Source organism: Massilia sp. Masssp94 (assembly GCF_059491305.1).
Map to the genome: position 1 here is coordinate 1033365 of NZ_CP168501.1, position 22654 is coordinate 1056018.

The 22654-nt window shown below is 64.9% G+C and carries 21 protein-coding genes; 6 read left to right on the forward strand and 15 right to left on the reverse strand.

Annotated features, from left to right (window positions below):
* The first annotated feature begins 118 nt into the window (after positions 1–118).
* The gene (locus tag ACEN9G_RS04405) at positions 119–391 is read left to right on the forward strand and encodes a hypothetical protein (protein ID WP_413344118.1); all 273 of its coding nucleotides are present in this window, start codon (positions 119–121) and stop codon (positions 389–391) included.
* Positions 392–491: 100 nt separating this feature from the next.
* On the opposite strand, the gene ylqF is transcribed toward ACEN9G_RS04405, so the two are convergent.
* Together ylqF and ACEN9G_RS04415 are read right to left on the reverse strand one after the other, a co-directional pair.
* Positions 492–1412 carry a ribosome biogenesis GTPase YlqF gene (gene ylqF / locus ACEN9G_RS04410; RefSeq protein ID WP_495605550.1) on the reverse strand — a complete coding sequence of 307 codons (921 nt, stop codon included), beginning with the start codon at positions 1410–1412 and terminating at the stop codon, positions 492–494.
* A gap of 146 nt (positions 1413–1558) precedes the next feature.
* Positions 1559–2491, reverse strand: coding sequence for a histone deacetylase family protein (locus ACEN9G_RS04415; RefSeq protein ID WP_483126426.1), 933 nt, complete (start codon positions 2489–2491; stop codon positions 1559–1561).
* A gap of 153 nt (positions 2492–2644) precedes the next feature.
* Between ACEN9G_RS04415 and ACEN9G_RS04420 the strand changes: the two genes are divergently transcribed.
* The 5 genes from ACEN9G_RS04420 to ACEN9G_RS04440 all read left to right on the forward strand — a co-directional run bounded on the left by ACEN9G_RS04420 (position 2645) and on the right by ACEN9G_RS04440 (position 8513).
* Positions 2645–3565 carry an AAA family ATPase gene (locus ACEN9G_RS04420; protein ID WP_483126427.1) on the forward strand — a complete coding sequence of 307 codons (921 nt, stop codon included), beginning with the start codon at positions 2645–2647 and terminating at the stop codon, positions 3563–3565.
* 23 nt (positions 3566–3588) lie between these two features.
* Entirely contained in the window at positions 3589–4584 is a 996-nt protein-coding gene (locus tag ACEN9G_RS04425; protein ID WP_483126428.1) for a DUF58 domain-containing protein, read from the forward strand.
* A complete protein-coding gene (locus ACEN9G_RS04430; RefSeq protein WP_483126429.1) occupies positions 4581–6560 on the forward strand; it encodes a transglutaminase TgpA family protein in 1980 nt (659 codons plus the stop codon). Before ACEN9G_RS04425 ends, ACEN9G_RS04430 begins: the two co-directional genes overlap by 4 nt.
* Positions 6557–7726 (forward strand): lytic murein transglycosylase B, encoded by a 1170-nt coding sequence (gene mltB / locus ACEN9G_RS04435; protein ID WP_413343975.1) that lies wholly within the window; start codon positions 6557–6559, stop codon positions 7724–7726. Before ACEN9G_RS04430 ends, mltB begins: the two co-directional genes overlap by 4 nt.
* Before the next feature lie 445 nt (positions 7727–8171).
* Complete coding sequence (locus ACEN9G_RS04440; RefSeq protein ID WP_082577546.1) at positions 8172–8513, forward strand: hypothetical protein; 342 nt, start codon at positions 8172–8174, stop codon at positions 8511–8513.
* 166 nt (positions 8514–8679) lie between these two features.
* On the opposite strand, the gene cysM is transcribed toward ACEN9G_RS04440, so the two are convergent.
* From cysM to hisC, 13 genes are all read right to left on the reverse strand, one after another.
* A complete protein-coding gene (gene cysM / locus ACEN9G_RS04445) occupies positions 8680–9582 on the reverse strand; it encodes a cysteine synthase CysM (protein ID WP_413343973.1) in 903 nt (300 codons plus the stop codon).
* 137 nt (positions 9583–9719) lie between these two features.
* On the reverse strand, positions 9720–10115 hold the full coding sequence (locus ACEN9G_RS04450) for a ComEA family DNA-binding protein (protein WP_413343971.1): 396 nt from the start codon (positions 10113–10115) through the stop codon (positions 9720–9722).
* Between the two features lie 108 nt (positions 10116–10223).
* Entirely contained in the window at positions 10224–11225 is a 1002-nt protein-coding gene (gene rfaE1, locus ACEN9G_RS04455) for a D-glycero-beta-D-manno-heptose-7-phosphate kinase (RefSeq protein ID WP_483126430.1), read from the reverse strand.
* Positions 11226–11232: 7 nt separating this feature from the next.
* Entirely contained in the window at positions 11233–12603 is a 1371-nt protein-coding gene (locus ACEN9G_RS04460) for a UDP-glucose dehydrogenase family protein (RefSeq protein WP_413344618.1), read from the reverse strand.
* Between the two features lie 13 nt (positions 12604–12616).
* Positions 12617–13792 (reverse strand): lipopolysaccharide assembly protein LapB, encoded by a 1176-nt coding sequence (gene lapB, locus ACEN9G_RS04465; RefSeq protein WP_413344619.1) that lies wholly within the window; start codon positions 13790–13792, stop codon positions 12617–12619.
* A 30-nt stretch (positions 13793–13822) separates the two neighbouring features.
* A complete protein-coding gene (locus ACEN9G_RS04470) occupies positions 13823–14128 on the reverse strand; it encodes a LapA family protein (protein ID WP_056129565.1) in 306 nt (101 codons plus the stop codon).
* A 425-nt stretch (positions 14129–14553) separates the two neighbouring features.
* Positions 14554–15915, reverse strand: a complete 1362-nt coding sequence (ltrA, locus tag ACEN9G_RS04475) for a group II intron reverse transcriptase/maturase (RefSeq protein WP_413345805.1) — start codon at positions 15913–15915, stop codon at positions 14554–14556.
* A 446-nt stretch (positions 15916–16361) separates the two neighbouring features.
* Positions 16362–16667 carry an integration host factor subunit beta gene (locus ACEN9G_RS04480; protein WP_056450593.1) on the reverse strand — a complete coding sequence of 102 codons (306 nt, stop codon included), beginning with the start codon at positions 16665–16667 and terminating at the stop codon, positions 16362–16364.
* An 18-nt stretch (positions 16668–16685) separates the two neighbouring features.
* Complete coding sequence (rpsA, locus tag ACEN9G_RS04485; protein WP_495605528.1) at positions 16686–18362, reverse strand: 30S ribosomal protein S1; 1677 nt, start codon at positions 18360–18362, stop codon at positions 16686–16688.
* Between the two features lie 167 nt (positions 18363–18529).
* Positions 18530–19192 (reverse strand): (d)CMP kinase, encoded by a 663-nt coding sequence (gene cmk, locus ACEN9G_RS04490; RefSeq protein ID WP_413339432.1) that lies wholly within the window; start codon positions 19190–19192, stop codon positions 18530–18532.
* Positions 19193–19310: 118 nt separating this feature from the next.
* Positions 19311–20642 carry a 3-phosphoshikimate 1-carboxyvinyltransferase gene (gene aroA, locus ACEN9G_RS04495; protein WP_413339431.1) on the reverse strand — a complete coding sequence of 444 codons (1332 nt, stop codon included), beginning with the start codon at positions 20640–20642 and terminating at the stop codon, positions 19311–19313.
* Complete coding sequence (locus ACEN9G_RS04500; protein ID WP_413339430.1) at positions 20639–21547, reverse strand: prephenate dehydrogenase; 909 nt, start codon at positions 21545–21547, stop codon at positions 20639–20641. The genes aroA and ACEN9G_RS04500 overlap by 4 nt, the downstream gene beginning before the upstream one ends.
* The gene (gene hisC, locus ACEN9G_RS04505) at positions 21547–22650 is read right to left on the reverse strand and encodes a histidinol-phosphate transaminase (protein WP_413339429.1); all 1104 of its coding nucleotides are present in this window, start codon (positions 22648–22650) and stop codon (positions 21547–21549) included. Before hisC ends, ACEN9G_RS04500 begins: the two co-directional genes overlap by 1 nt.
* Positions 22651–22654 lie beyond the last annotated feature (4 nt).

Here is a 22654-nt window from a genome sequence, read left to right on the forward strand (position 1 = left end):
GCCCGGAGCCGGCGTCGAACCGGCACCGGTTGCCAGCACTCGATTTTAAGAACGCAAGTCGATCTTCATTAACGTATTTCGTTCCTCCCTCACGACCTGGCAGACGAAAGGTGACCTGATGGCTTCATTACTTGAGCAGTTCGCCAAGGAGGAGGCGACACCTTATGTTCGCGGGCTTATTCTGGAAGCGGTACGTGAGCGCGAATCAAATCCCGCGCGGGAGCAAACTTATTTCAATTTCAACCGCTTTGATATTACCCTTGATTTCGTCAGCGATACCGTCCTGATCGAAGACGAGCTGAATTTCGATCCTGGAGCCAACGAGGCCCGGCTTTCACTCACTGAGTTTATGCGCTACTTGTCGTCCGAGCCAGCGCCGCGCAGTGAATAGCTTGCCCCTCGTCACCAGCGATTGTCCCAGGTCGAAAGCCGCCCCACTCATCTTTTTGTCAGGCGCCCTAACAAGGTGTAGACGATTTTGTCTACACTCACTAAGACCCGCGCTTCCCGCGCGCCGCCTCTTCCGCCTTGCGCGCCGCCTTCTCGGCCGCGATGCGCGCCTTTTCTTCCATCTCGATGCGGTGACGCTCCAGCGCCTCGGCGCGGGTCTGCGGGGTTTCCAGGCTGATGCGGCCCAGCGCGCCCTGGCGGTAATCCTGCAGCAGCACGTGGGCCGCCTTTTCGTAGTCGTAGTCGCCGCCGCGCACGCGGAACGCGCGGCGCTGGGCGACGCCTTCGATCACGCCGAAGCCGTCCAGCCCGTCCGTCTTGATGCCGTAGCGCGCCGTCAACAGTTGCGGATAGCGCTGCAGCAGCAGGCCGCCCAGGTATTCCGCCACTTCTTCCTCGATGACGGCGTTCGTGCCGATCGCGTGGCTGGCGGCCAGCATCAGGCCGTCGCTTTCCATCGCGATCTTCGGCCACAGCATGCCCGGGGTGTCGACCAGCACCGTGAACTTGTCCAGGTAGAGCTTTTGCTGGGACTTCGTGACGGCCGGTTCGTCGCCGACCTTGGCCACGCGCTTTTTCAGCAGCGCGTTCATCAAGGTGGACTTGCCCACGTTCGGGATGCCCATGATCATGATGCGCAGCGGCTTCGTCGGCACGCCGCGGTGCGGGGCCAGCGCCTTGCACAGGTCGGGGATCCGCGCCACGTCCGACGGCTTCTTGGTCGTCATCGGGTACGCGGTCACGCCCTCCTGGGCGTCATACCACGCGGCCCAGGCCGCGGTGGCGGCGGGGTCGGCGAGGTCGGTCTTGTTCAGCACCTTCAGGCAGGGACGCTGGCGGAACTTGCGCAACTCTTCGACCATCGGGTTGCTGCTCGCCTGCGGCAGGCGGGCATCCAGGACCTCGATGACCACATCGGTGTTTTCCATCTGCTCCGCGGCCTGCTTGCGGGCGGCGGCCATGTGGCCCGGGAACCATTGAATCGACATGCTCTACCTTCAAAAATTTGCGTGCAACCGACTATTTTACCCTAGTCCACGCAAATCGACGACAGCCAGGACGGTGCCGCAGGGCCGTCCGGGTCGACTGCCCTCCTGTCGACGGCGCTTCAGTCGAGTTCCGCGAGGGCCTTGACGTGGGCCACGACACTGCGTCCCAGCGCCGACAGCGCGTAGCCGCCCTCGAGGCAGCTGACGATGCGCCCGCCCGCGTACCGGTGGGCGATGTCGGCGACCTGGTGCGTGATCCACGCGTAATCCGCCTCGACGAGGGCCATGCCGCCCATGTCGTCTTCCTTGTGGGCGTCGAAGCCGGCCGAGATGAAGATCATCTGCGGGCGGAACGCGTGCAGCGCGGGCAGCCATTGTTCGGCGACGAGCTTGCGCACGACGTCGCCGCCCGAGTACGCGGGGACCGGGACGTTGACGCAGGTCGGCGTGATCGGTTCCGGCTCCGTGTACGGATAGAACGGATGCTGGAAGAAGCTGGCCATCAATACGCGCGGGTCGTCCTTGAACGACTCCGCCGTGCCGTTGCCGTGGTGGACGTCGAAGTCGACGATGGCGACGCGCTCCAGCCCATGCACGTCGAGCGCGCGGCGCGCGGCGATGGCCACGTTGTTGAAGAGGCAGAAGCCCATGGGCTCCGTCGGCCGCGCGTGATGGCCCGGCGGGCGGACGGCGCAGAAGGCATTGTCGACGGTGCCGGCGATGACGGCATCCGTCGCGGCCACGGCGGCGCCGGCCGCGCGCAGGGCGGCGCGGTAGCTGTCCTTGCACAGCAGGGTGTCGCCGTCGAGCGGATAGAACTCGCCTGCTGCCTGCGGCAGGTTGTCGCGCACGAGGTCGAGCGCACCCTGCGTGTGGTTGCGCAGGATGTCGGCTTCGTCGGCCAGCGGGGCGCTCACCTGCTCGACGAGCCCCTCCAGGCGCGCGAGGATCAGCTGGTCCTCGATGGCACGCAGGCGCTCGGGGGCTTCGGGATGCCAGCTGCCCATCTGGTGCAAGGTGCAGTCCGGGTGGCTGTAAATGGCTGTACTCATGATTCCTGGTTGATGCTCATCGATACCGCAAGTCCCTCCGTTCTCGCATAGAATCGATGCGAAAGGCAACCGCAGGCATATCAGGATTGCTAACAGCGTTAATCTACCACGCCCGGGTGCCCCGCCGCCCGGAACGACCATCGGAAGCCATCCATGTTCAATCAATTGCACGCCGCCGCCCGCCAGGTCAACCAGATCGTGGTCGGCAAGGACCAGCAGGTCCGCCTCGCGTTGACCTGCCTGCTGGCCGGCGGCCACCTGCTCATCGACGACGTGCCCGGCGTTGGCAAGACGACCCTCGCCCATGCGCTCGCGCTGGCGCTGGGCCTGAAGTTCAACCGCGTCCAGTTCACGAGCGACCTGCTGCCGGCCGACGTCGCCGGCATCTCCGTCTACGAGCGCGAAAAGAACGGCTTCGTCTTCCACCCCGGTCCGATCTTCACCCAGGTGCTGCTCGCGGACGAGATCAACCGCGCCACGCCCAAGACGCAGTCGGGCCTGCTGGAAGCGATGGAAGAGCGGCAGGTCACGGCGGACGGCGTCACCCGCGCGCTGCCGGAACCCTTCTTCGTCATCGCGACGCAGAATCCCGCGCACCAGGTCGGCACGTTCCCCCTGCCGGAATCCCAGCTCGACCGCTTCCTGATGTGCCTGTCGCTCGGTTATCCGGACGCCGCCGCCGAGCGCGCCCTGCTGATGGGCGAGGACCGGCGCGCGATGCTGAAAACCATCGAGCCCGTGATGCGGCCGGAAGATCTGCTCGACGCCCAGCGCTCGCTGCGCGCGATCCACGCCTCCGACAAGCTCATCGACTACCTGCAGGCGCTCGCGCTGGCATCGCGCTCCGGCAAGCTGTTCGCGGAAGGCCTGTCGCCGCGCGCCGCGCTCGCGCTGCTGCAGGCCGCGCGCGCGTGGGCCGCGCTGGAAGGCCGCGACCACGTGATCCCGGAAGACGTGCAGGCCCTGCTCGTGCCCGTATGCGCGCACCGGTTGCGGCCGCTGCGTTCCGCGCAGGGCGTGGCGATGGCCAGCCGCGACCTCGTTCTGCAGTTGCAGAAATCGGTCCCGGTCTGATGCCCCCGACAGCCGATCCAGCGATGGCACGACCCGATGGCTGGCTGAACCGCAAGCGCGCCCAGTGGCGCACGAAGACGACGGCCCGCGACACGGGCAGCGTGCTGCTGAACCAGCGGCGCGTCTACATCCTGCCCACGCGCGCGGGCCTCGCGTTTTGCGCGCTGCTGCTCGTCCTCCTGATCGGTTCGATCAACTACAACCTGGGCCTCGGATTCGGCCTCACGTTCGTCGCCGGCGCCTGCGCCATCGTCGACATGGTGCAGACGACGCGCAACCTGGCCGGCCTCGTGCTCAGCCCCGGCCGCGCACCGGACGTGCATGCGGGCGAGGACGCGCCGTTCGAACTGCGCGTCGAGAACCCGACGCGCCTGGCCCGCTACGCCGTCTGGATCGATTTCGAGCACGTGCCCGAACCGCGGCAGGCCATCGACGTGCCGGCCGGCGGCAGCACGGCGCTCGTGCTGCGCACGGCCACGCGCACGCGCGGGTGGATGCGTCCGCCGCGCGTGCGCCTGACCACGCACTTCCCGCTCGGCCTGTTCCGCGCGTGGAGCTGGTGGCAGCCGGACAGCCGCGCCCTCGTCTACCCGTTCCCCGAGCAGGACGCGCCGCCGCTGCCGATGCTGGGCCGTCCCAGCCCCGACGGCGCGGGCAGCACGGGCAGCGATGATTTCGCCGGCGTGCGCAGCTACCAGCCGGGCGACCCGCTGCGGCACCTCGCGTGGCGCCAGATCGCGCGCCTCGATCCGGAACTGGGCGGCCAGCTCGTCACCAAACATTTCGAGGGCGGCACGGTCGACGAGCTCGTGCTCGACTTCGACACGCTGCCCGCCCACCTCGACGTCGAGCTGCGCCTCGCGCGCATGGCCCGCTGGGTGCTGGAAGCGGAGCAGCGCGCCCTGCCCTATGGCTTTATCCTCGGCCGCATCCGTTACCCCGTGGCGCTCGGCACGGCGCACCAGGCGGCGTGCCTGCGCGCGCTGGCGCTGTACGGCTTGCCGGAGGAGCCGGCGTGAAGCTGCTCCTGTCACGGGACAAGCAGGATACGTTGCTGCTGATCGCCAGCAGCCTGCTCGTGCTGGCACCGCACGCGGCCCACCTGCCCGTGTGGGTGAGCCTGCTGTGCGGCGCCACGCTGGCCTGGCGCGCCGCGGTCACCCTGCTGGGCCGGCGCATGCCGTCGAACTTGCTCCTCGTGCCGATCGCGGCGGCCGCGATGTTCGGCGTGCTGCAGAGCTATCACACCCTGCTGGGACGCGATGCGGGCGTCGCCATGCTCGTCCTGCTCGTCGCCTTCAAGATGCTGGAGATGCATGCGCGGCGCGACCTGTTCGTCGTCGTGTTCCTGTGCTACTTCCTGGTGCTCACCAATTTCTTTTATTCGCAGACGATCCCGACGGCCCTGCTGATGCTGGCCTCGCTCGTCGCGCTGCTGGCCACGCAGTTGTCGTTCCAGCTGACGGGCGCCGTGCCCCCGCTGCGCACGCGCCTGTGGATGGGCGCGAAACTGCTCGGGCTGGCGCTGCCGCTGGCGGGCGCCGCGTTCGTCCTGTTCCCGCGCGTCGAAGGACCGCTGTGGGGCATGCCGGACGCGTCGCACAGCGCGCAGAGCGGCCTGTCCGACACGATGGCGCCCGGCCAGATGTCGAACCTGGCGCAGTCGGAAGACGTCGCGTTCCGCGTGAAATTCGACGGCCCCGTGCCCGCGCAGCCGCAACTGTACTGGCGCGGCCCCGTGCTGGGTAGCTACGACGGCCGCACCTGGACGCGCGTGCGCCCGTCCCGCCACACGCGCACGCAGGCGCTGTCGCTGTCCGTGGGCGGTACGCCGGTCGGCTACCAGGTCACGCTGGAACCGTCGAACACGCGCTGGCTGTTCGCCCTCGAGATGCCGCGCGCCATCCCCGAGCTGCCGGGGCATGGCGTGACGCTGTCCGGCGAACTGGAATTCCGGTCGCTCGACCCGATCGGCGAGCGCGTGCGCTACGACCTCGTCTCCTTCGTGCACTACAGCCTGCAGACGGATGCGTCGCCCGTCGACGGGCAATGGCTGATGCTGCCCTACGGCCTGAATCCGCGCACGCGCGCGGCCGGCCAGGCGCTGGCGTCCGAGCCGGATCCGGCGCGCCGCGTGGCGGCCGTGCTGCGCCTGTTTGCGGAAGGCGGTTTCGTCTACACGCTGCAGCCGCCGCTGCTGCCCGGCCGCGACTCGATCGACGATTTCCTGTACGGCACGCGCGCCGGCTTCTGCGAGCATTACGCGGGCGCCTTCGTGTTCCTGATGCGCTCGGCGGGCGTGCCGGCGCGCGTCGTCACGGGCTACCAGGGCGGCGAGATGAACCCGATCGACGGCTACCTCACCGTGCGCCAATCGGACGCGCATGCGTGGGCCGAGGTGTGGCTGCCGCGGCGCGGCTGGGTACGTATCGACCCGACGGCCGCCGTGGCGCCGGAGCGCGTCCAGCGCAGCCTGGCGCGCGCGCTGCCGCCACCGGCGCCGTTCGGCCTCGAAGGCCTGGGCCGGCTGCTGCAGCCCGATCCGGATTCGCTCCCCGGCCGCATCCGGTACATGTTCGGCGCCGTCAACAACGGCTGGAACCAGTGGGTGCTGAATTACACGCCGCAACGCCAGCGGCATCTCGTGCAACGCTTACAAGAAGGATTGTCCCATTGGCAAAGCCTGGCACTCGTTACCATGCTCTGCGTCATGTTGTTCCTGGTAAAAAAATTCTCGCAGAGGCGGAAAGCCGACCCCGTCGATGCGCTATACTCGCTCCTGTGCCAGCGCCTCGGCCAGCTTGGCGTGCCGCGTGCGCCGGACGAAGGGCCGACCGCGTACGCGCAGCGCCTCGCCGCCGCCGACCTGGCTCCCGAGACTGGCGCGGCCGCGACGGAATTCCTGCGCCGCTACAGCGCTTACCGCTACGGACCGCAGAGTCCGGGCACCGGCCTCGTTCCCATCCTGAGAGATTTGCTGTCCCGAGTTCGATGAAATCCTTCGCTTCCCTGCTGCTTGCCCTGGCCATCGGCGCCGGGCCGGCGGCGGATGCCCTCGCCGCATCCTCGCTCCATCACACCAAGACCACGGCCAAGACGGCCAAGGCCGCCAAGGCCGCCAAGGCCGCCAAGGCCGCCAAGGCGGGGCGAAAGGCCGGCAAGAAGGCGAAAGCCCCCGCCCGCCCCGCCATCGATTACGACGGCGAGGCCGTCAATTTCAGCGACTGGCAGGCCGTGCGCGATTTCGAGGACGACATCGTCGCCCGCAACGGTTTCGAGCGCGCGCAGATCGAGGATGTGATCAAACGCGCACGCTTCATCGATTCCGCGGTCCAGCTCGTAAAACCGGCGCCGCCCGGCAAGCCGAAGAACTGGCAGGCGTACAGCGACCGCTTCATCGAGCCGATCCGCATCAACGCGGGCGTGCGCTTCTGGAACGAGAACGCCGACCTCCTCTCCCGCGCGGAGGCGACGTATGGCGTGCCGGCCGAGATCATCGTCGGCATCCTCGGCGTGGAAACGATCTATGGCCGCGACACGGGCCGCTTCCGCGTCGTCGACGTGCTGACCACCCTCGCCTTCGCCTATCCGGAAGCGCCGAACCGCGCCAACCGCATGGCGTTCTTCCGCAGCGAGCTGGAACACACGCTGCTGCTCGCGCACAAGGAAAACATCGACCCGTTCTCGCTGCTGGGCTCGTTTGCCGGCGCCGTCGGCATGCCGCAATTCATGCCAGGCAATATCCTGAAATATGGCGTGGACTTCGACGGCGACGGCATCGTCGACCTGCGCGGCTCGGCCGCCGATGCGATCGGCAGCGTGGCCAACTTCCTCGTCGAGCACGGCTGGGATCGCAACAACACGGGGCCGGCCGTGTTCCCCGCTGACGTGGCGCCCAGCCTCGCCTGGCAAGGGCTGCTCGGCGGACTGGAAGCGCGCTACCGCCCGGGCGAGCTGGACGGTGCCGGCGTCGCGACGCGCACGGCCCTGCCGGACGGCCGCCTGTACGGCCTCGTCGATTTACAAAACGGGGCGGACCCGACGGAGTATTGGGTAGCGAACGCTAACTTTTTTGCTATCACTAAATACAATCGCAGTTATTTCTATGCCATGTCCGTGATCGAATTAGGCCGTGCGGTGCGGTTGGCGCGCGGAATCTAGTGTCCTCCAACCAACAACTTTGTATCAGTTTGTAACAGGATTGTCATAAATACGGCTGAGTCATGCAGTCGTGACAACCTTATACTCCCCGGGGGTATGCTTATTTCTTCTAGACAGTTCTCCTGAGAAACTTAGCATCCTCCCCGATACCCCCTCTCAAGTTGTCATTCCACTACTCAATTCCTAATTGTGCGGCAGCGCATCGTTAATTGCTCTACACTTAAGTTTAAATAAAAAACAATGATGTCCTCAGTGAGTTTGTGAGAGAATTGCATTGCGGCTATTGTTGCGATGGGACAACGAACTCAACGAAAGCCACTGATCCTTATTGCTCTTAAGTACTAAATTGGAAATTAGTTGTATAATTTAGTAGAAACTTTCATATCCTTACAGGAGTGGAAGTTCCGCCGCGAGCTCTGACAAACCCTCATAGGAATAGTGAATCATGACGAACCAAGTCGGTATCGATATGAACAGCGATTCGGAAAACGACGAACTGCTGCAATACAACCCGAATCGCCTGCTCGACACCCTGATCGAGAACCTGCGCCTGAAGAACGACGCCGCACTGTCGCGCGCCCTGGAAGTTGCGCCGCCGGTGATCTCGAAAATCCGCCACCACCGTCTGCCGGTCGGCGCTTCGCTGCTGATCCGCATGCACGAAGTCTCCGATCTGTCGATCCGTGACCTGCGCTACCTGATGGGCGACCGTCGTGCCAAGTTCCGCATCAGCGACAAGCAGTTCAAGCCGAAAGACAAGGACGGCAACGCAGGCGGCAGCGAGTAATAATGGCACGCACCGGACCGGACGGCGGCCATTGATGCCGCCGCACCGCCCGACTCTGCCGGCCTCCCGAATGATCGAATTGCCGGGTCAGGGATAGTATTTCCCCGCAGCGGATGCGGGATGGGGAAGACCCAGCGCCGGGAACCCGCGCCGGGCAAGCAAGCAATCAGGCGGGGAACACACCCGTCGACAGATAACGATCACCGCGGTCGCAGACGATGAACACGATCGTCGCATTCTCCACCGTTTGCGAGATACGCAAGGCGATTTCGCAGGCGCCGGCCGCGGAAATACCGCAGAAAATACCCTCTTCGGCCGCCAGGCGGCGTGCCATCTGTTCCGCCGCGGCCTGGGTCACATTCTCGACCTGGTCGATGCGCGATTTATCGAAGATCTTCGGCATATAGGCTTCCGGCCATTTGCGGATGCCCGGGATCGACGATCCCTCCTCCGGCTGCGCGCCGATGATGCGGATCGCTTCGTTCCGTTCCTTCAGGTAGTGCGACACGCCCATGATGGTGCCGGTCGTGCCCATCGCACTGACGAAGTGGGTGACGCGGCCTTCCGTGTCGCGCCAGATCTCCGGACCCGTCGTCTCGTAATGGGCGCGCGGGTTGTCCTGGTTGCCGAACTGGTCGAGGATGATGCCCTGGCCATCTTTCTGCATCTGCTCGGCCAGGTCGCGCGCGTATTCCATGCCGCCCGTCTTGGGCGTCAGGATGATCTGGGCGCCGTACGCGGCCATGCTCTGGCGGCGCTCGATGGACAGGTTGTCCGGCATGACCAGCACCATCTTGTAGCCGCGGATCGCGGCCGCCATCGACAGCGCGATGCCCGTGTTGCCGCTCGTCGCCTCGATCAGCGTGTCGCCGGGCTTGATCTGGCCGCGTGCCTCGGCCCCGCGCAGCATCGACATCGCCGCGCGGTCCTTCACGGAACCCGCCGGGTTGTTGCCTTCCAGTTTGCCGAGGATGACGTTGTTGCGGGCCGCCGCTTCCGGCCCGGGGATGCGCACCAGCTGCACCAGCGGGGTATTACCGATCGTGTCTTCGATGGTCTTGTATGCCATTGCCTACTCTTTTGCGAACGCGAAACCGACATTCTAATCCGAGTTGACGGGGCGCGTATGGGACCGGCAAGCGAAATACTTTTGTACAAAGACAAAAACCCCGCGCGGGGCGGGGTTCTCATGCGGCAGGAGCCGGATCAGGTCGCCGATTTGGCGGCCTCGGGTTTGGCTTCCGGCCTGGCCTTCGCGTCGGCCGGCTTGGCGCCGGCTTTGGCGGGCTTGGCGGTCTTGTCAGCCGGTGCGGCGGCCATCGGCGCGCCGTCCCTGGCCTGGCCATTGACCTGCAGGCCGGCCTTCGACAGCTGGGCGGCGCGCTTGTCGGCCACACCCTTCACGCGCTTCTGGAAATCGGCCCAGTCCTTGAACGGACCGGCCTTGGTGCGCTCGTCGATGATTGCCTTCGACATGGCCGGACCGACGCCCTTGACCGAATCCAGCGCGGCGGCATCGGCCTTGTTGACGTCCACCTGGGCGAATGCAAAGCCCATCGACGCCACCAGCGTGGCGACTGCAAGCATCAGCTTCTTGATCATCTCGTTTTCTCCGTTATCGTTGGCTTGGTTGGCGGCCGGGGATGGCCGCCTGTTGCCTTAACGGATGAATACGGCGGTGGGTTGACGCCCTGGTTTGCGACCACGCAATCACGCGTGGCCGTCGTCCTTGCGGCGTTGCGCGAACAGCTCGTCGCGCGTGACGGTCGCCGTACCCAGCTTGCCGACGACGATGCCGCCCGCGCGGTTCGCCGTCGCCAGCGCTTCCGGCAGCGATACGCCGGCACCCAGCATGGCGGCCATCGTCGCGATGACGGTGTCGCCGGCGCCGGAGACGTCGAACACCTCGCGCGCGTCCGCTTGCACGTGCAGGACCTCGTTCGCCGTGTACAGGCTCATGCCCTCTTCCGAGCGCGTGAGCAGCAGCGTTTCCAGGCCGAGGTCCGTGCGCAGCTTCTGGGCCTTTTCCGTCAGCTGCTCTTCCGTCTTCCAGCTGCCGACGATGCGCTTGAGTTCCGACTTGTTCGGCGTGAGCATCGTGGCGCCCGCGTACGGCGTGAAATCGTCGCCCTTGGGGTCGACCATGACGGTCTTGCCGGCCGCGCGCGCGGCGCGGATCATCTCGGCCACATCCACGAGACTGCCCTTGTTGTAGTCGGACAGGACGATCACGTCGTAGTCCGGCAGCAGCGCCTTGAATTGCGTGAGCTTGTCGCGCAGGATCGTTTCGGTGGGCGCGTCCTCGAAGTCGATGCGCACCATCTGCTGCTGGCGGCCGATCACGCGCAGCTTGATGATCGTGGAGATCGCCTCGTCGCGCTTCAGGTAGCTGTGGATGCTCGATTCGCGCAGGATGCGTTCGACGTGGTCGCCCGCCTCGTCGGCACCGACGACGCCCAGCAGGCCGCAGTGCGTGCCGAGGGCCGCGGCGTTGCGCGCCACGTTGGCGGCGCCGCCCAGGCGCTCCTCGCGGCGCTCGATGCGCACGACGGGCACCGGCGCTTCCGGCGAAATGCGCGAGACGTCGCCGAACCAGTAGCGGTCGAGCATGACGTCGCCGACGACGAGCAGGCGCACGCTCTCCAGTTGGGGCGCTTCGGCCTGGCGGTAGCTGTCGGTCGGCAGCAGGCGGCTGGGGATCGTAGCGGTCATGCGTGCCTCACTTGCCCGTCAGGACCGAACGGCCGATGCCGTGGTACTCGATGCCCAGGCCCGTCATCAGCGGCGGCTCGAACAGGTTGCGGCCGTCGATGATCACCGGGTGCTTCAGGCGCGCCTTGATCTGCTCGAAGTCCGGGCTGCGGAACGCCTTCCATTCGGTGACGATCACCAGGGCTTCGGCGCCGTCCAGCGCTTCCATCGGCGTCTTCTTGAAGTCGACGCGCGCGAGTTGCGCTTCGGAGAGGTCCAGCGCCAGCACGCGCTGCGCTTCTTCCATCGCGACCGGATCGTGCACGGCGACGCTGGCGCCCCGCTCGATCAATTCCTTCAGCAGCACGCGCGACGGCGCTTCGCGCATGTCGTCCGTGTTCGGCTTGAATGCGAGGCCCCAGACGGCGAAGGTCATGCCCGCAAGGTCGTCGCCGAAGCGCTGCACGACCTTGCGGCCCAGCACCTGCTTCTGGCGGTCGTTGACGGCTTCCACGGCGCGCAGGATCAAGAGTTCCTGGTCGTACTGGCGCGCGGTGCGCTCGAGCGCCTGCACGTCTTTCGGGAAGCACGAGCCGCCGTAGCCGGCGCCCGCGTACAGGAAGCTGTGGCCGATGCGCGGGTCGGAGCCGATGCCGTGGCGGACGGCTTCGATGTCGGCGCCCACCTGGTCGGCGAGGTTGGCCAGTTCGTTCATGAACGAGATGCGCGTCGCGAGCATCGCGTTGGCCGCGTACTTCGTGAACTCGGCCGAGCGCACGTCCATCCAGTAGACGCGTTCGTGGTTGCGGTTGAACGGGGCGTACAGCAGCTTCATGAGGTCGCGCGCGCGCTGGCCCGCGGGGCTGTCGTCGTGGCCGATGACGATGCGGTCCGGGCGCATGAAGTCGTCGACGGCGGCGCCTTCCTTCAGGAATTCCGGGTTCGACACGACGGCGAATTCCATGCTTTCTTCACCACGCGCACGCAGCTCTTCGCGCAGGGCGGCGGCGACGCGGTCGGCCGTGCCGACGGGCACCGTGGACTTGTCGACGATGACCTTGTAGCCGTCCATGTGGCGGCCGATGTTGCGCGCGGCGGCCAGCACGTACTGCAGGTCGGCGGAACCGTCTTCGTCCGGCGGGGTGCCGACGGCGATGAACTGGAGCTGGCCATGCGCGACGCTGGCGGCGACGTCGGTCGAGAACTGCAGGCGGCCGCTGGCGCGGTTGCGCGCGACGACTTCTTCCAGGCCCGGCTCGTGGATCGGGATGCCGCCGTTGTTCAGCAGGTCGATCTTGCGTTGGTCGACGTCGAGGCAAAAGACGTCGTTGCCGAGTTCCGCCAGGCAGGCGCCGGTCACGAGGCCGACGTAGCCGGTGCCGATAATCGTAATCTTCATGGTTCGCTTTAGCTTAGTTCATCACGTTCAGTTCTTCGGTGCGGCGCGGCGGGTAAGTCTCCCACTTGCTGCACCCCGGGCATTGCCAGTAATACTGGCGCGCCTTGAAACCACAATGGCTGCACTGGTAGCGCGCCAGCTTCTGCGTGTACCCGTGCACCAGGTTCTTCACCATCGACAGCTCTTCCCATACGTTCGCCGGCGCATCCATCAGGCGCGCTTCCAGCAGCTTGTCGAGACCGAGCAGGGTCGGATTGCGGCGCAGCTCTTCCACCACCAGCTGTTTGGCAGCCTCCACGCCGTTGAGTTCAATGACGGCCTTGAAGACGACCTCGATCAGATCAATCGACGACGCTTCTTCCAGGTACGAGCGCAGCAGGTTGACGCCTTCCTGCGGGCGGCCGACGGTGCGGTAGCCATCCATCAGGCGCGCGGCGACGAGGGCCACGTGCGGCACGCTTTGCTGCTCCACGCGGCGCCACGTCTTCAGCGCGCCCTCGATGTCGCCTTCGGCCTTGAGCGCATCGCCGCACAGCATCGTCGCGCGCACGTTCTTGCGGTCGGCCTGCAGCGCCTTGTCCAGCAGCGCCTTCGCTTCCTCGGACTGCATGTGCACGAGGGCGTCCTGCGCCAGCTCGCAATAGAACTGCGCGATTTCCTTGTGGTGCGCGCCGGCGCCGGATTCCATCAGGCCTTCCGCGGCGGCGATCGCACGGCGCCATTCCTTTTCGCGCTGGAAGATCTCCAGCAGCGCGCGGCGGGCCTGCACGCCGTACTGCGTGTCGACGAGCAGGTTGAACGTCTCTTCGGCGCGGTCCAGCAGACCGGCCTTCAGGTAGTCCATGCCGAGTTCGTACTGCGCGTGCACCTGCTGCTCGATCGGCAGGTCGGGACGCGACAGCAGGTTCTGGTGGACGCGGATCGCGCGCTCCGTCTCGCCGCGGCGGCGGAACAAATTACCCAGCGCAAAGTGCATGTCGGCCGTTTCGGGATCGAGCTTGACGATCTCGATGAACGCGTCGATGGCCTTGTCCGGCTGTTCGTTGAGGAGGAAATTCAGGCCCTTGAAATAGCCGCGCGGGAGGCTGCGCGATTCGGAGACGAGCTGCTTGATGTCGACGCGGGCGGCGATCCAGCCGAGGGCAAAAAAGACGGGGATGCCGAGCAGCCACCAGATTTCAAATTCCATATGTTGTTCTTATTGATGACTGAGTTACGGTCAGGCGCGCGGCGCGACGCTGTCCGGCTGCGGCGCATTGGCAGCGGTACCGGCCGCGCTCTGCAGGGCCTGGATCGTGTGCTTGTGCTGCGAGCTTTCGCGGCGGTGCCGGAACACGGTCGGCGTCACGGCCAGGATGCCGAGGAAGGCGCCGGCGATGAAAAACGCGAGCAGCATCAGCACCAGCGGTCCCCGCACCTCGTAATTCAGGAAGAAATGCAGGTCGACCTGATGCGTGTTCTTCAGGGCAAAACTGAAGAACAGGACGAACAGCAGGCATCCGACGATGGTGGAGACGAGTTTCATCAGCAGGTCCCGAGAGGTAAGACGGCAAAGGCGCAGTGTCGCATATTTGAAACAATATTCCTAGAACGGCCGGCCCGGCCGTTGCTCGCGTGCGGCGTGATTATACGTGGGTTGCACGATTCGGGGTCAGAGCTCATTTTTCGGGAGATTCGGGGTCAGAGCACTTTTCAGGTCATTATCTCTGCAGCAAATTTCTCGTGAGTCCGGTAGCAACTATCGTCTGTGGTTGCTGATGCGCGCGACGCCCGTGCGTTGCGATTGTTCATCAGTAAATTGATCGAAAAAGTGCTCTGACCCCGAATTTTTGCGGGAATGTGCTCTGCCCCCGAATTTGAGATCGGCATAGGGGCGGCCAGTTGTCTGGCCGGTCCCCTGCCACACCACCCGGCGTGCGGGTCCGCACCGGGCGGTTCGAGTAGTTGAGGTTAGGTGAGGCGTGGCATGCCAAGACGGTCGAAGTAGGCAATCGTTAGCGCATTGTTCAAGGCAAACTTGCTGTTATGCCACCAGCGACGGCTGTTTCTTGCCACCAGCAGTGCAACGTTCGGTTTTGCCCCTAGCTTCAGCAGTTCACGGTAGATCGTCGTCCCTCGCTTCCAGTGCTTGAGGTGAAGTGCTCGCATCCGGTGCCGCATCCATTCATCCAGCCTGTTTAGGACCTTTGGGGTTTGCGCCAGACCGAAGTAGCCTTTCCATCCCAGCACATAAGAGCGCAGGCTTTCAATCACCTGCATGATGCTGCGTCCGCCGGACCGGCGGGTGAGTTCTCTGATCTTTTGCCGAAACGCCTCCTGCGCCTTCTTCGACACCGCACGTTTTACCTCGCCTTTTCCGGTCATATAAAGCTCGTAGCCGAGAAATTTGCGGCCAAACGCCTGGCTTACCGCACTTTTCGATTCGTTGATCTTCAAGTGCAGCTTGTCATATTGACGCTTGAGCAGAGCCATCACCCGCTCGCCTGCCTTCTGGCTGCGCACGTACACGTTGCAGTCATCGGCATAGCGGGCGAAGCGGTGTCCCCGTCGCTCCAGCTCACGATCCACCTCGTCGAGAAGCACATTGGCCAGTAGCGGAGAAAGCGGACCGCCTTGCGGCGTCCCTTCTCCCCGCTCGAGCACCACGCCGCCATTCATGATGCCCGCGTTCAGGTAGGCGCGCACTAGCCGGATGATTCCGGCGTCCTTCACGCGTTTCCCTAGACGGTCGATCAGAATGTCGTGGTTGACTCGATCGAAGAACTTCGACAGATCGACGTCGACCACGGTGCGGTAGCCCTGCTGCACGTACCACTGTGCTGCAAGCACGGCATCTCGCGCACGACGGCCGGGCCGGAACCCGTGGCTGTGTTCACTAAAAGTGGGATCGATCAGGGGTTGCAGCACCTGCAACAGCGCCTGCTGAATCAAACGGTCGGTCACGGTGGGTATCCCCAGTTCACGCTCGCTCCCGTCCGGCTTCGGTATGCCGACGCGCCGTACCGGCATGGGCCGGTACGTGCCTTCCATCAGTTGCTGCCTGATGGTGGGCCAAGCGTGCTTCAGGCGTTGTCCGGTTTGGGCAATGTCCAGACCGTCGGCGCCTGCGGCTCCCTTGTTCGCCTTCACGCGTTTCCACGCGCGTTGCATGTTCTCCCTCGCGAGCGCTTGCGTGAGCAAGTCTCGCCCTGTGCCTTCCAGTCCCTGTCGCGGGAGCCGTGTTTCATCGCTGGACGCTTGGGACGGGGCTTCACCCCGCCTTGCCGCGACCCGCCCCGCTTTTGCGGGCATCTGATGCCGTACACAGTTCATCGACACGTTGTTGGACACTCCTACTCGTTCGGCCCTTCGCTGAAAAAAAAAAAAAACTCAGCTACTACGGCCTCTGCTGACTTCTCGCTCCGATTTTTTTTCGTCGCCCTTTCAGGCGTGAGGCGAGATCTCCCCAGGTAAGAACGCACTCCTTCCCTGCACAACCGCCGGATCTACGCCGCTTCGCCTTGACCACAAGAGCTTCGCGGTTTTTGGCCCGCTCGCCCTGCTCGGCAGCGCCTTGTATCCGATTCTTGTTCATCGGCTCGCAGTTTCGCTCCACGCTTCCTCCCCACAGTCGGTCGCCCTCGTGCAGTTGCGCTTCGCTTCGCTCGCTGTGGTCAGCTCGCGGCGGGACTTCCACCCACAAGAGTGCGCCCATGCTGGGCGCACCAAAAAAAACGGCGCCCCGAGGGACGCCGTTTCGTGAGTCTGTCGCAGACGGATCAGTCTTCGATGATCGGTTGTCCGACCATCGCATCCACCCGCTCGCGCAACTGCTTGCCCGGTTTGAAGTGGGGCACCCGTTTTTCGGGCACCATCACTTTGTCGCCGGACTTCGGGTTGCGGCCGATACGGGGCGGCCGGCTGTTCAGGGCAAAGCTGCCGAAACCCCGTATCTCGATGCGCTGGCCGCTCGCGAGAGCGCCCGTCATCGCATCGAGGATGGTCTTGACGGCGAACTCGGCGTCTTTTGCCACCAGCTGAGAATAGCGCTCGGCCAGGCGGTTGATCAGCTCGGACTTGGTCATCTGCTCATTCTCAGGTGATTAACCTTTGTTATCGAACTTGGCCTTCAGCAGGGCGCCCAGCGAGGTGGTGCCGGTTGCTGCGCTGTTGTCCGAAGCCAGCTTCTGCATGGCTTCCTGGGTCTCGGCGTTGTCCTTGGCCTTGATCGACAGCTGGATGCTGCGTGCCTTGCGGTCGATGTTGATGACCAAGGCTTCGACCTTGTCGCCCACTTTCAGGTGGGTGCCGGCATCTTCCACGCGGTCGCGCGAGATTTCCGAAGCGCGCAGGTAGCCTTCGACTTCGTCGCTCAGGGCGATCACGGCGCCTTTCGGCTCGACCGACTTCACGGTGCCGGTGACCAGGGTGCCCTTGTCGTTCAGCGAAGCGAAGTTGTTGAACGGGTCGCCTTCCAGCTGCTTGACGCCCAGCGAGACACGCTCGCGCTCGACGTCGATCGCCAGAACGACGGCTTCCAGCTCGTCGCCCTTCTTGAAGCGGCGGACAGCTTCTTCGCCCGGCTCGGTCCACGACAGGTCGGACAGGTGCACCAGGCCGTCGATGTTGCCCGGCAGGCCGATGAACACGCCGAAGTCGGTGATCGACTTGATCAGGCCCTTGACCTTGTCGCCCTTCTTGTGGGTCATGCCGAAGTCGTCCCACGGATTCGCCTTGCACTGCTTCATGCCCAGCGAGATACGACGACGCTCTTCGTCGATTTCCAGGACCATGACTTCGACTTCGTCGCCCAGCTGGACAACCTTGTTCGGCGCCACGTTCTTGTTGGTCCAGTCCATTTCCGAGACGTGCACCAGGCCTTCGATGCCCTGCTCGACTTCCACGAACGCACCGTAGTCGGTCAGGTTCGTGACCTTGCCGAACAGGCGGGTGCCTTGCGGGTAGCGACGCGACAGGCCGGTCCACGGATCGTCGCCCAGTTGCTTGACGCCCAGCGAGACGCGGTTCTTTTCCTGATCGTACTTGAGGACCTTAGCGGTGATCTCTTGACCAACCGACAGGACTTCCGACGGGTGACGCACACGACGCCATGCCAGGTCGGTGATGTGCAGCAGGCCGTCGATGCCGCCCAGGTCGACGAACGCACCGTAGTCGGTGATGTTCTTGACGACGCCGGTGACGACGGTGCCTTCCTTCAGCGTTTCCATCAGCTTCGCACGCTCTTCGCCCATCGATGCTTCGATGACGGCGCGACGCGACAGCACGACGTTGTTACGCTTGCGGTCCAGCTTGATGACCTTGAATTCCAGGGTCTTGCCTTCGAACGGGGTCGTGTCCTTGACCGGACGGGTGTCGACCAGCGAACCCGGCAGGAATGCGCGGATGCCGTTGGTCAGGACGGTCAGGCCGCCCTTGACTTTGCCGTTCACGGTACCGGTGACGATCTCGCCCGATTCCATTGCTTTTTCCAGAGCCAGCCACGATGCCAGGCGCTTGGCCTTGTCGCGCGACAGGATGGTATCGCCGAAACCATTTTCCAGCGATTCGATGGCCACGGAAACGAAGTCACCCACGTTGACTTCCAGTTCGCCCTGGTCATTCTTGAATTCTTCGATGGGGATGAAAGCTTCCGATTTCAGGCCGGCGTTGACGATCACGAAGTTGTGATCCAGACGCACGACTTCGGCGGAGATGACTTCGCCCGAACGCATGTCTTGACGCGCCAGCGACTCTTCGAAGAGTGCTGCGAAGCTTTCCATACCGGTATCTTGATTTGCTGCAGTAGCCATAAGTTTTGAGATGTTAGCCAGCAGATCGGCTATATGCGATCTGAACTGGGTCAAGTTGAACCACACCCGGGACATCCCGGGCACCAAAAAACGCCGCTCTCACGGCAGTTCCTACGCCTTCAGGAACGAATTCTTGTTCAGGGATGCGCGTACCAGGCCAGTACCTGTTCGACGGCTTCGTCCGCCGTCATCTGCGAGGTATCGAGGATGTGCGCCCCTTCCGCCGGCACCAGCGGGGCCACGGCGCGCTGGGTATCGCGCGCGTCGCGGGCCTGCAAATCCGCCAGCAGATCGTCCATATTAGCAGAAAATCCTTTGTCAATCAATTGCTTATACCGGCGTTGCGCACGTGCCTCAACACTTGCGGTCAGGAACACCTTCAGCTGGGCGCCGGGAAAGATCACCGTGCCCATGTCGCGGCCGTCGGCCACGAGCCCGGGCGTTTCGCGGAAGCTCAGTTGCAAGCCGTACAACGCCTGGCGCACGGCCGGCAGCGCGGCGATCTTCGACGCGGTATTGCCGACTTCTTCCTGGCGGATGGCGTTGCTCACCTCTTCCGTGCCGAGATAGATGTGGCCGCCGTTGAAGCGGACGGGCAGGTGTTCGGCGACCTTGGCGAGCGCGTGCTCGTCGTGCAGGTCGGTGCCGCGGCGCAGTGCGGACAATGCGGTCAGGCGGTACAGGGCGCCGGAATCCAGCAGGTGGAAGCCCAGGCGGTCGGCGACCTTGTGGGCAACCGTGCCCTTGCCCGAGGCGGTCGGGCCGTCAATCGTAATGACGGGAATATTCGAGTTCGGCATGTGAATTTGTTACCAAAATGCCGACGGGATGCTCGCATGATGGTGGGCACGGGGTGCCCACCCTACGGCAATCGTCGGACGTAGGGTGGGCACCCCGTGCCCACCGAAAATCAAACCATCAGGATACGGTGTCCTGGGCGATTCCGGAAAACGTTTCGAAATAATCCGGGAACGTCTTGGCCACGCACTTCGGATCGTTGATGCGCATCGCGTTGCCGCGGCGCGCGGCGCCATCCAGCGACGCCAGCGAGAAACACATCGCCATGCGGTGGTCGTCATAGGTGTCGATCGTCGCATGCGACAGCGTGTCGGGCGGCGTCACGCGGATGTAGTCCGGGCCCTCCTCCACCGTCGCGCCGACCTTGCGCAGTTCCGTCGCCATCGCGGCCAGGCGGTCGGTTTCCTTCACGCGCCAGCTGGCGATGTTGCGCAGCGTGCTCGTGCCGTCCGCGTACAGTGCGGCGACGGCGATCGTCATCGCGGCGTCCGGGATGTGGTTGAAGTCCGCGTCGATCGCTTTCAGCACGCCGTTCGACTTCGCCTCGATCCAGTTGTCGCCCTTCGTGATCGTCGCGCCCATCTGCTCCAGCGCGTCGGCGAAGCGCACGTCGCCCTGGATCGAATCCTTGCCCACGCCTTCCACGCGCACCGGACCGCCGGCGATGGCGCCCGCGGCCAGGAAGTACGACGCCGACGACGCATCTCCCTCGACGTGGATGCTGCCCGGACTCTGGTAGGTCTGGCCCGGCTGCACGGTGAACGACGCCCAGCCGTCCTGGCCGACCGTCACGCCGAAGCGGCGCATCAGGTTCAACGTGATCTCGATGTACGGCTTCGAAATCAGCTCGCCCACGACCTCGATCGTGACCGGCTTGTCGACCGCCATCAGCGGCGCAGCCATCAGGAGGGCCGTCAGGAACTGGCTCGACACGTTGCCGCGCACGGCGATGCGGTCCGGCTGGACCTTGCCTGCGCGGATGTGCAGCGGCGGGTAGCCCGGATTGCCGGTGTATTCGATGCTGGCGCCGACCGCGTTCAGCGCGTCGACCAGGTCACCGATCGGACGCTCGTGCATGCGCTCGACGCCGTGCAGCGTGTAATCGCCGCCGATCACGGCCAGCGCCGCCGTCAGCGGACGGATCGCGGTGCCCGCATTCCCCATGAAGAGGTCGGCCTGGCCGACGGGCAGCTTGCCGCCGGCGCCGTGGACGACGTGCGTGCGCTCGTCGACTTCTTCCCACCGGATACCGAGCTTCCTGAGGGCGTCCAGCATGACGGACGTGTCGTCCGACGCGAGCAGGTCGTGGATGGTCGTCGTGCCTTCGGACAGTGCGGCCAGCAGCAACGTGCGGTTCGATATGCTCTTCGAGCCGGGCAGGCGTACGGTGCCCTGCACGCGCATCACGGGTTCGAGGTCGATGTGCTGGGGATAGATTTTAGCTTGTGTCATTTTCCAGATTCCTGATCGGGCGCCGGCGGTTTTTCCGCGGCTTCGATCGCTTCGGTCCACGCGCGGCGGGCACGCTGGGCGTTGGCGTAGGTCGCCTCCAGCGCGGCTCCGTCACTGGCGGCGAGCCGCGCGCGAAGGTGTGTCAATTGAGCGAGATAGGCGTCCAGTTCGCCGAGCAGCGCGTCGCGGTTCGCGAGGCTGATGTCGCGCCACATTTCCGGCGACGAGCCCGCGATGCGGGTGAAGTCGCGGAAGCCGCTGGCGGCATACTGGAACAGCAGGTCCGCGTGCGGCTTGTTGGCGATGTCGTCGACGAGCGCGTACGCGAGGAGGTGCGGCAGGTGGCTGACGGCGGCGAACACCTTGTCGTGTTCCTGCGGCGTGAGCATGTGGATGATGGCGCCGCACGTGCGCCACGCGGCGGCCACTTTCTCGACGGCTTCCGGGGCATTTTCCGGCAGCGGCGCGAGCACGGTCTTCTTGCCGCGGTACAGGTCGGGGATCGCCGCGTCCGGACCGTTCGATTCACGGCCGGCGATCGGGTGGCCCGGCACGAACTGGTGGACGCGATCGCCCAGCGCGGCACGCGCGGCCGCCACGACGTCGGACTTGGTGCTGCCCGCGTCCGTGACGATCGTCTGCGGCTCCAGGTGCGGCAGCAGCGATGCGAGGATGGTCCCAGTCTGCGCGACGGGCGCCGCCAGCAGCACGAGGTCCGCACCGCGCAGCGCGACTTCCGGCGATGCCGCCGCTTCGTCGATGATCCCGAGTTCGCGCGCACGCGCCAGCGCCTGCGCGGAGCGTCCCAGGCCCACGATATGGCCCGCGGCGCCGGCCGCCTTCAAGCCCAGCGCGAACGAGCCGCCGATCAGGCCGACGCCGACGATGACGACTTTCGTGAACATCAACCGAGGGCCTTCTTCAGCGCTTCGATGAACTTCGCATTTTCTTCCGGCAGGCCGATCGAGATGCGCAGCCATTGCGGCAGGCCGTACGCGCCGACCGGACGCACGATCACGCCCTGCTTCAGCAGCGCGAGGTTCACGCGCGCGCCGGCGCCCTCGTCGTCGCCCACTTTCACGAGCACGAAGTTGCCGTACGACGGGACGTACTCGAGCTTGAGCTCATCGAACGCCGCGGTCAGCTGCCGGTAGCCGGCGCGGTTGTTCTCGGCACCCTTCCGCAGGAATTCTTTATCGTTCAGCGCCGCGATGGCGGCGGCCTGCGCGAGCGAATTCACGTTGAACGGCTGGCGGATGCGGTTCATCAGGTCCGTCACGGCCGGCTGGGCGATGGCGAAACCGACGCGCAGGCCCGCGAGGCCGTACGCTTTCGAGAAGGTGCGCGAGACGATCAGGTTCGGGTATTTGCGGACCCACTGCGTCGATTCGAACTGGTCCTTCTGCTCGAGGTATTCGTTATAGGCCTCGTCCAGCACGACGACGACGGACGCCGGCACCTTGGCCAGGAACGCCTCGATCTCGGGTGCGGCGATGAACGTGCCGGTCGGGTTGTTCGGGTTGGCGATGTAGACGAGACGCGTGTCGGCATCGATGGCGGCGGCCATCGCATCGAGGTCGTGGCCGTAGTTCCTGGCCGGAACAACGATGCCGCGCGCGCCGACGCCCTGCGTGGCCAGCGCGTACACGGCGAACGAGTACTGCGCATAGACGACGGCCTGGCCCTTCTGCACGAACGCGTGCGCGGCGATCTCGAGGATGTCGTTGGAGCCGTTGCCGAGCGTGATCCAGTCGGCCGGCACGTCGTAGCGCTTGGCCAGCGCGGCCTTCAGCTCGAAGCCGTTGGCGTCCGGGTAGCGGCCGAGTTCAGTGGCGGCAGCAAGCATCGCGGCCTTGGCCGATTCGGGAACGCCGAACGGGTTTTCGTTGGACGCCAGCTTGACGATATTGGCTTCATCGAGGCCGAACTCGCGGGCGACTTCGGAAATGGGTTTGCCGGCCTGGTAAGGGGCGATGGCGCGGACGTAATCGGGACCGAATTGCGACATGGGA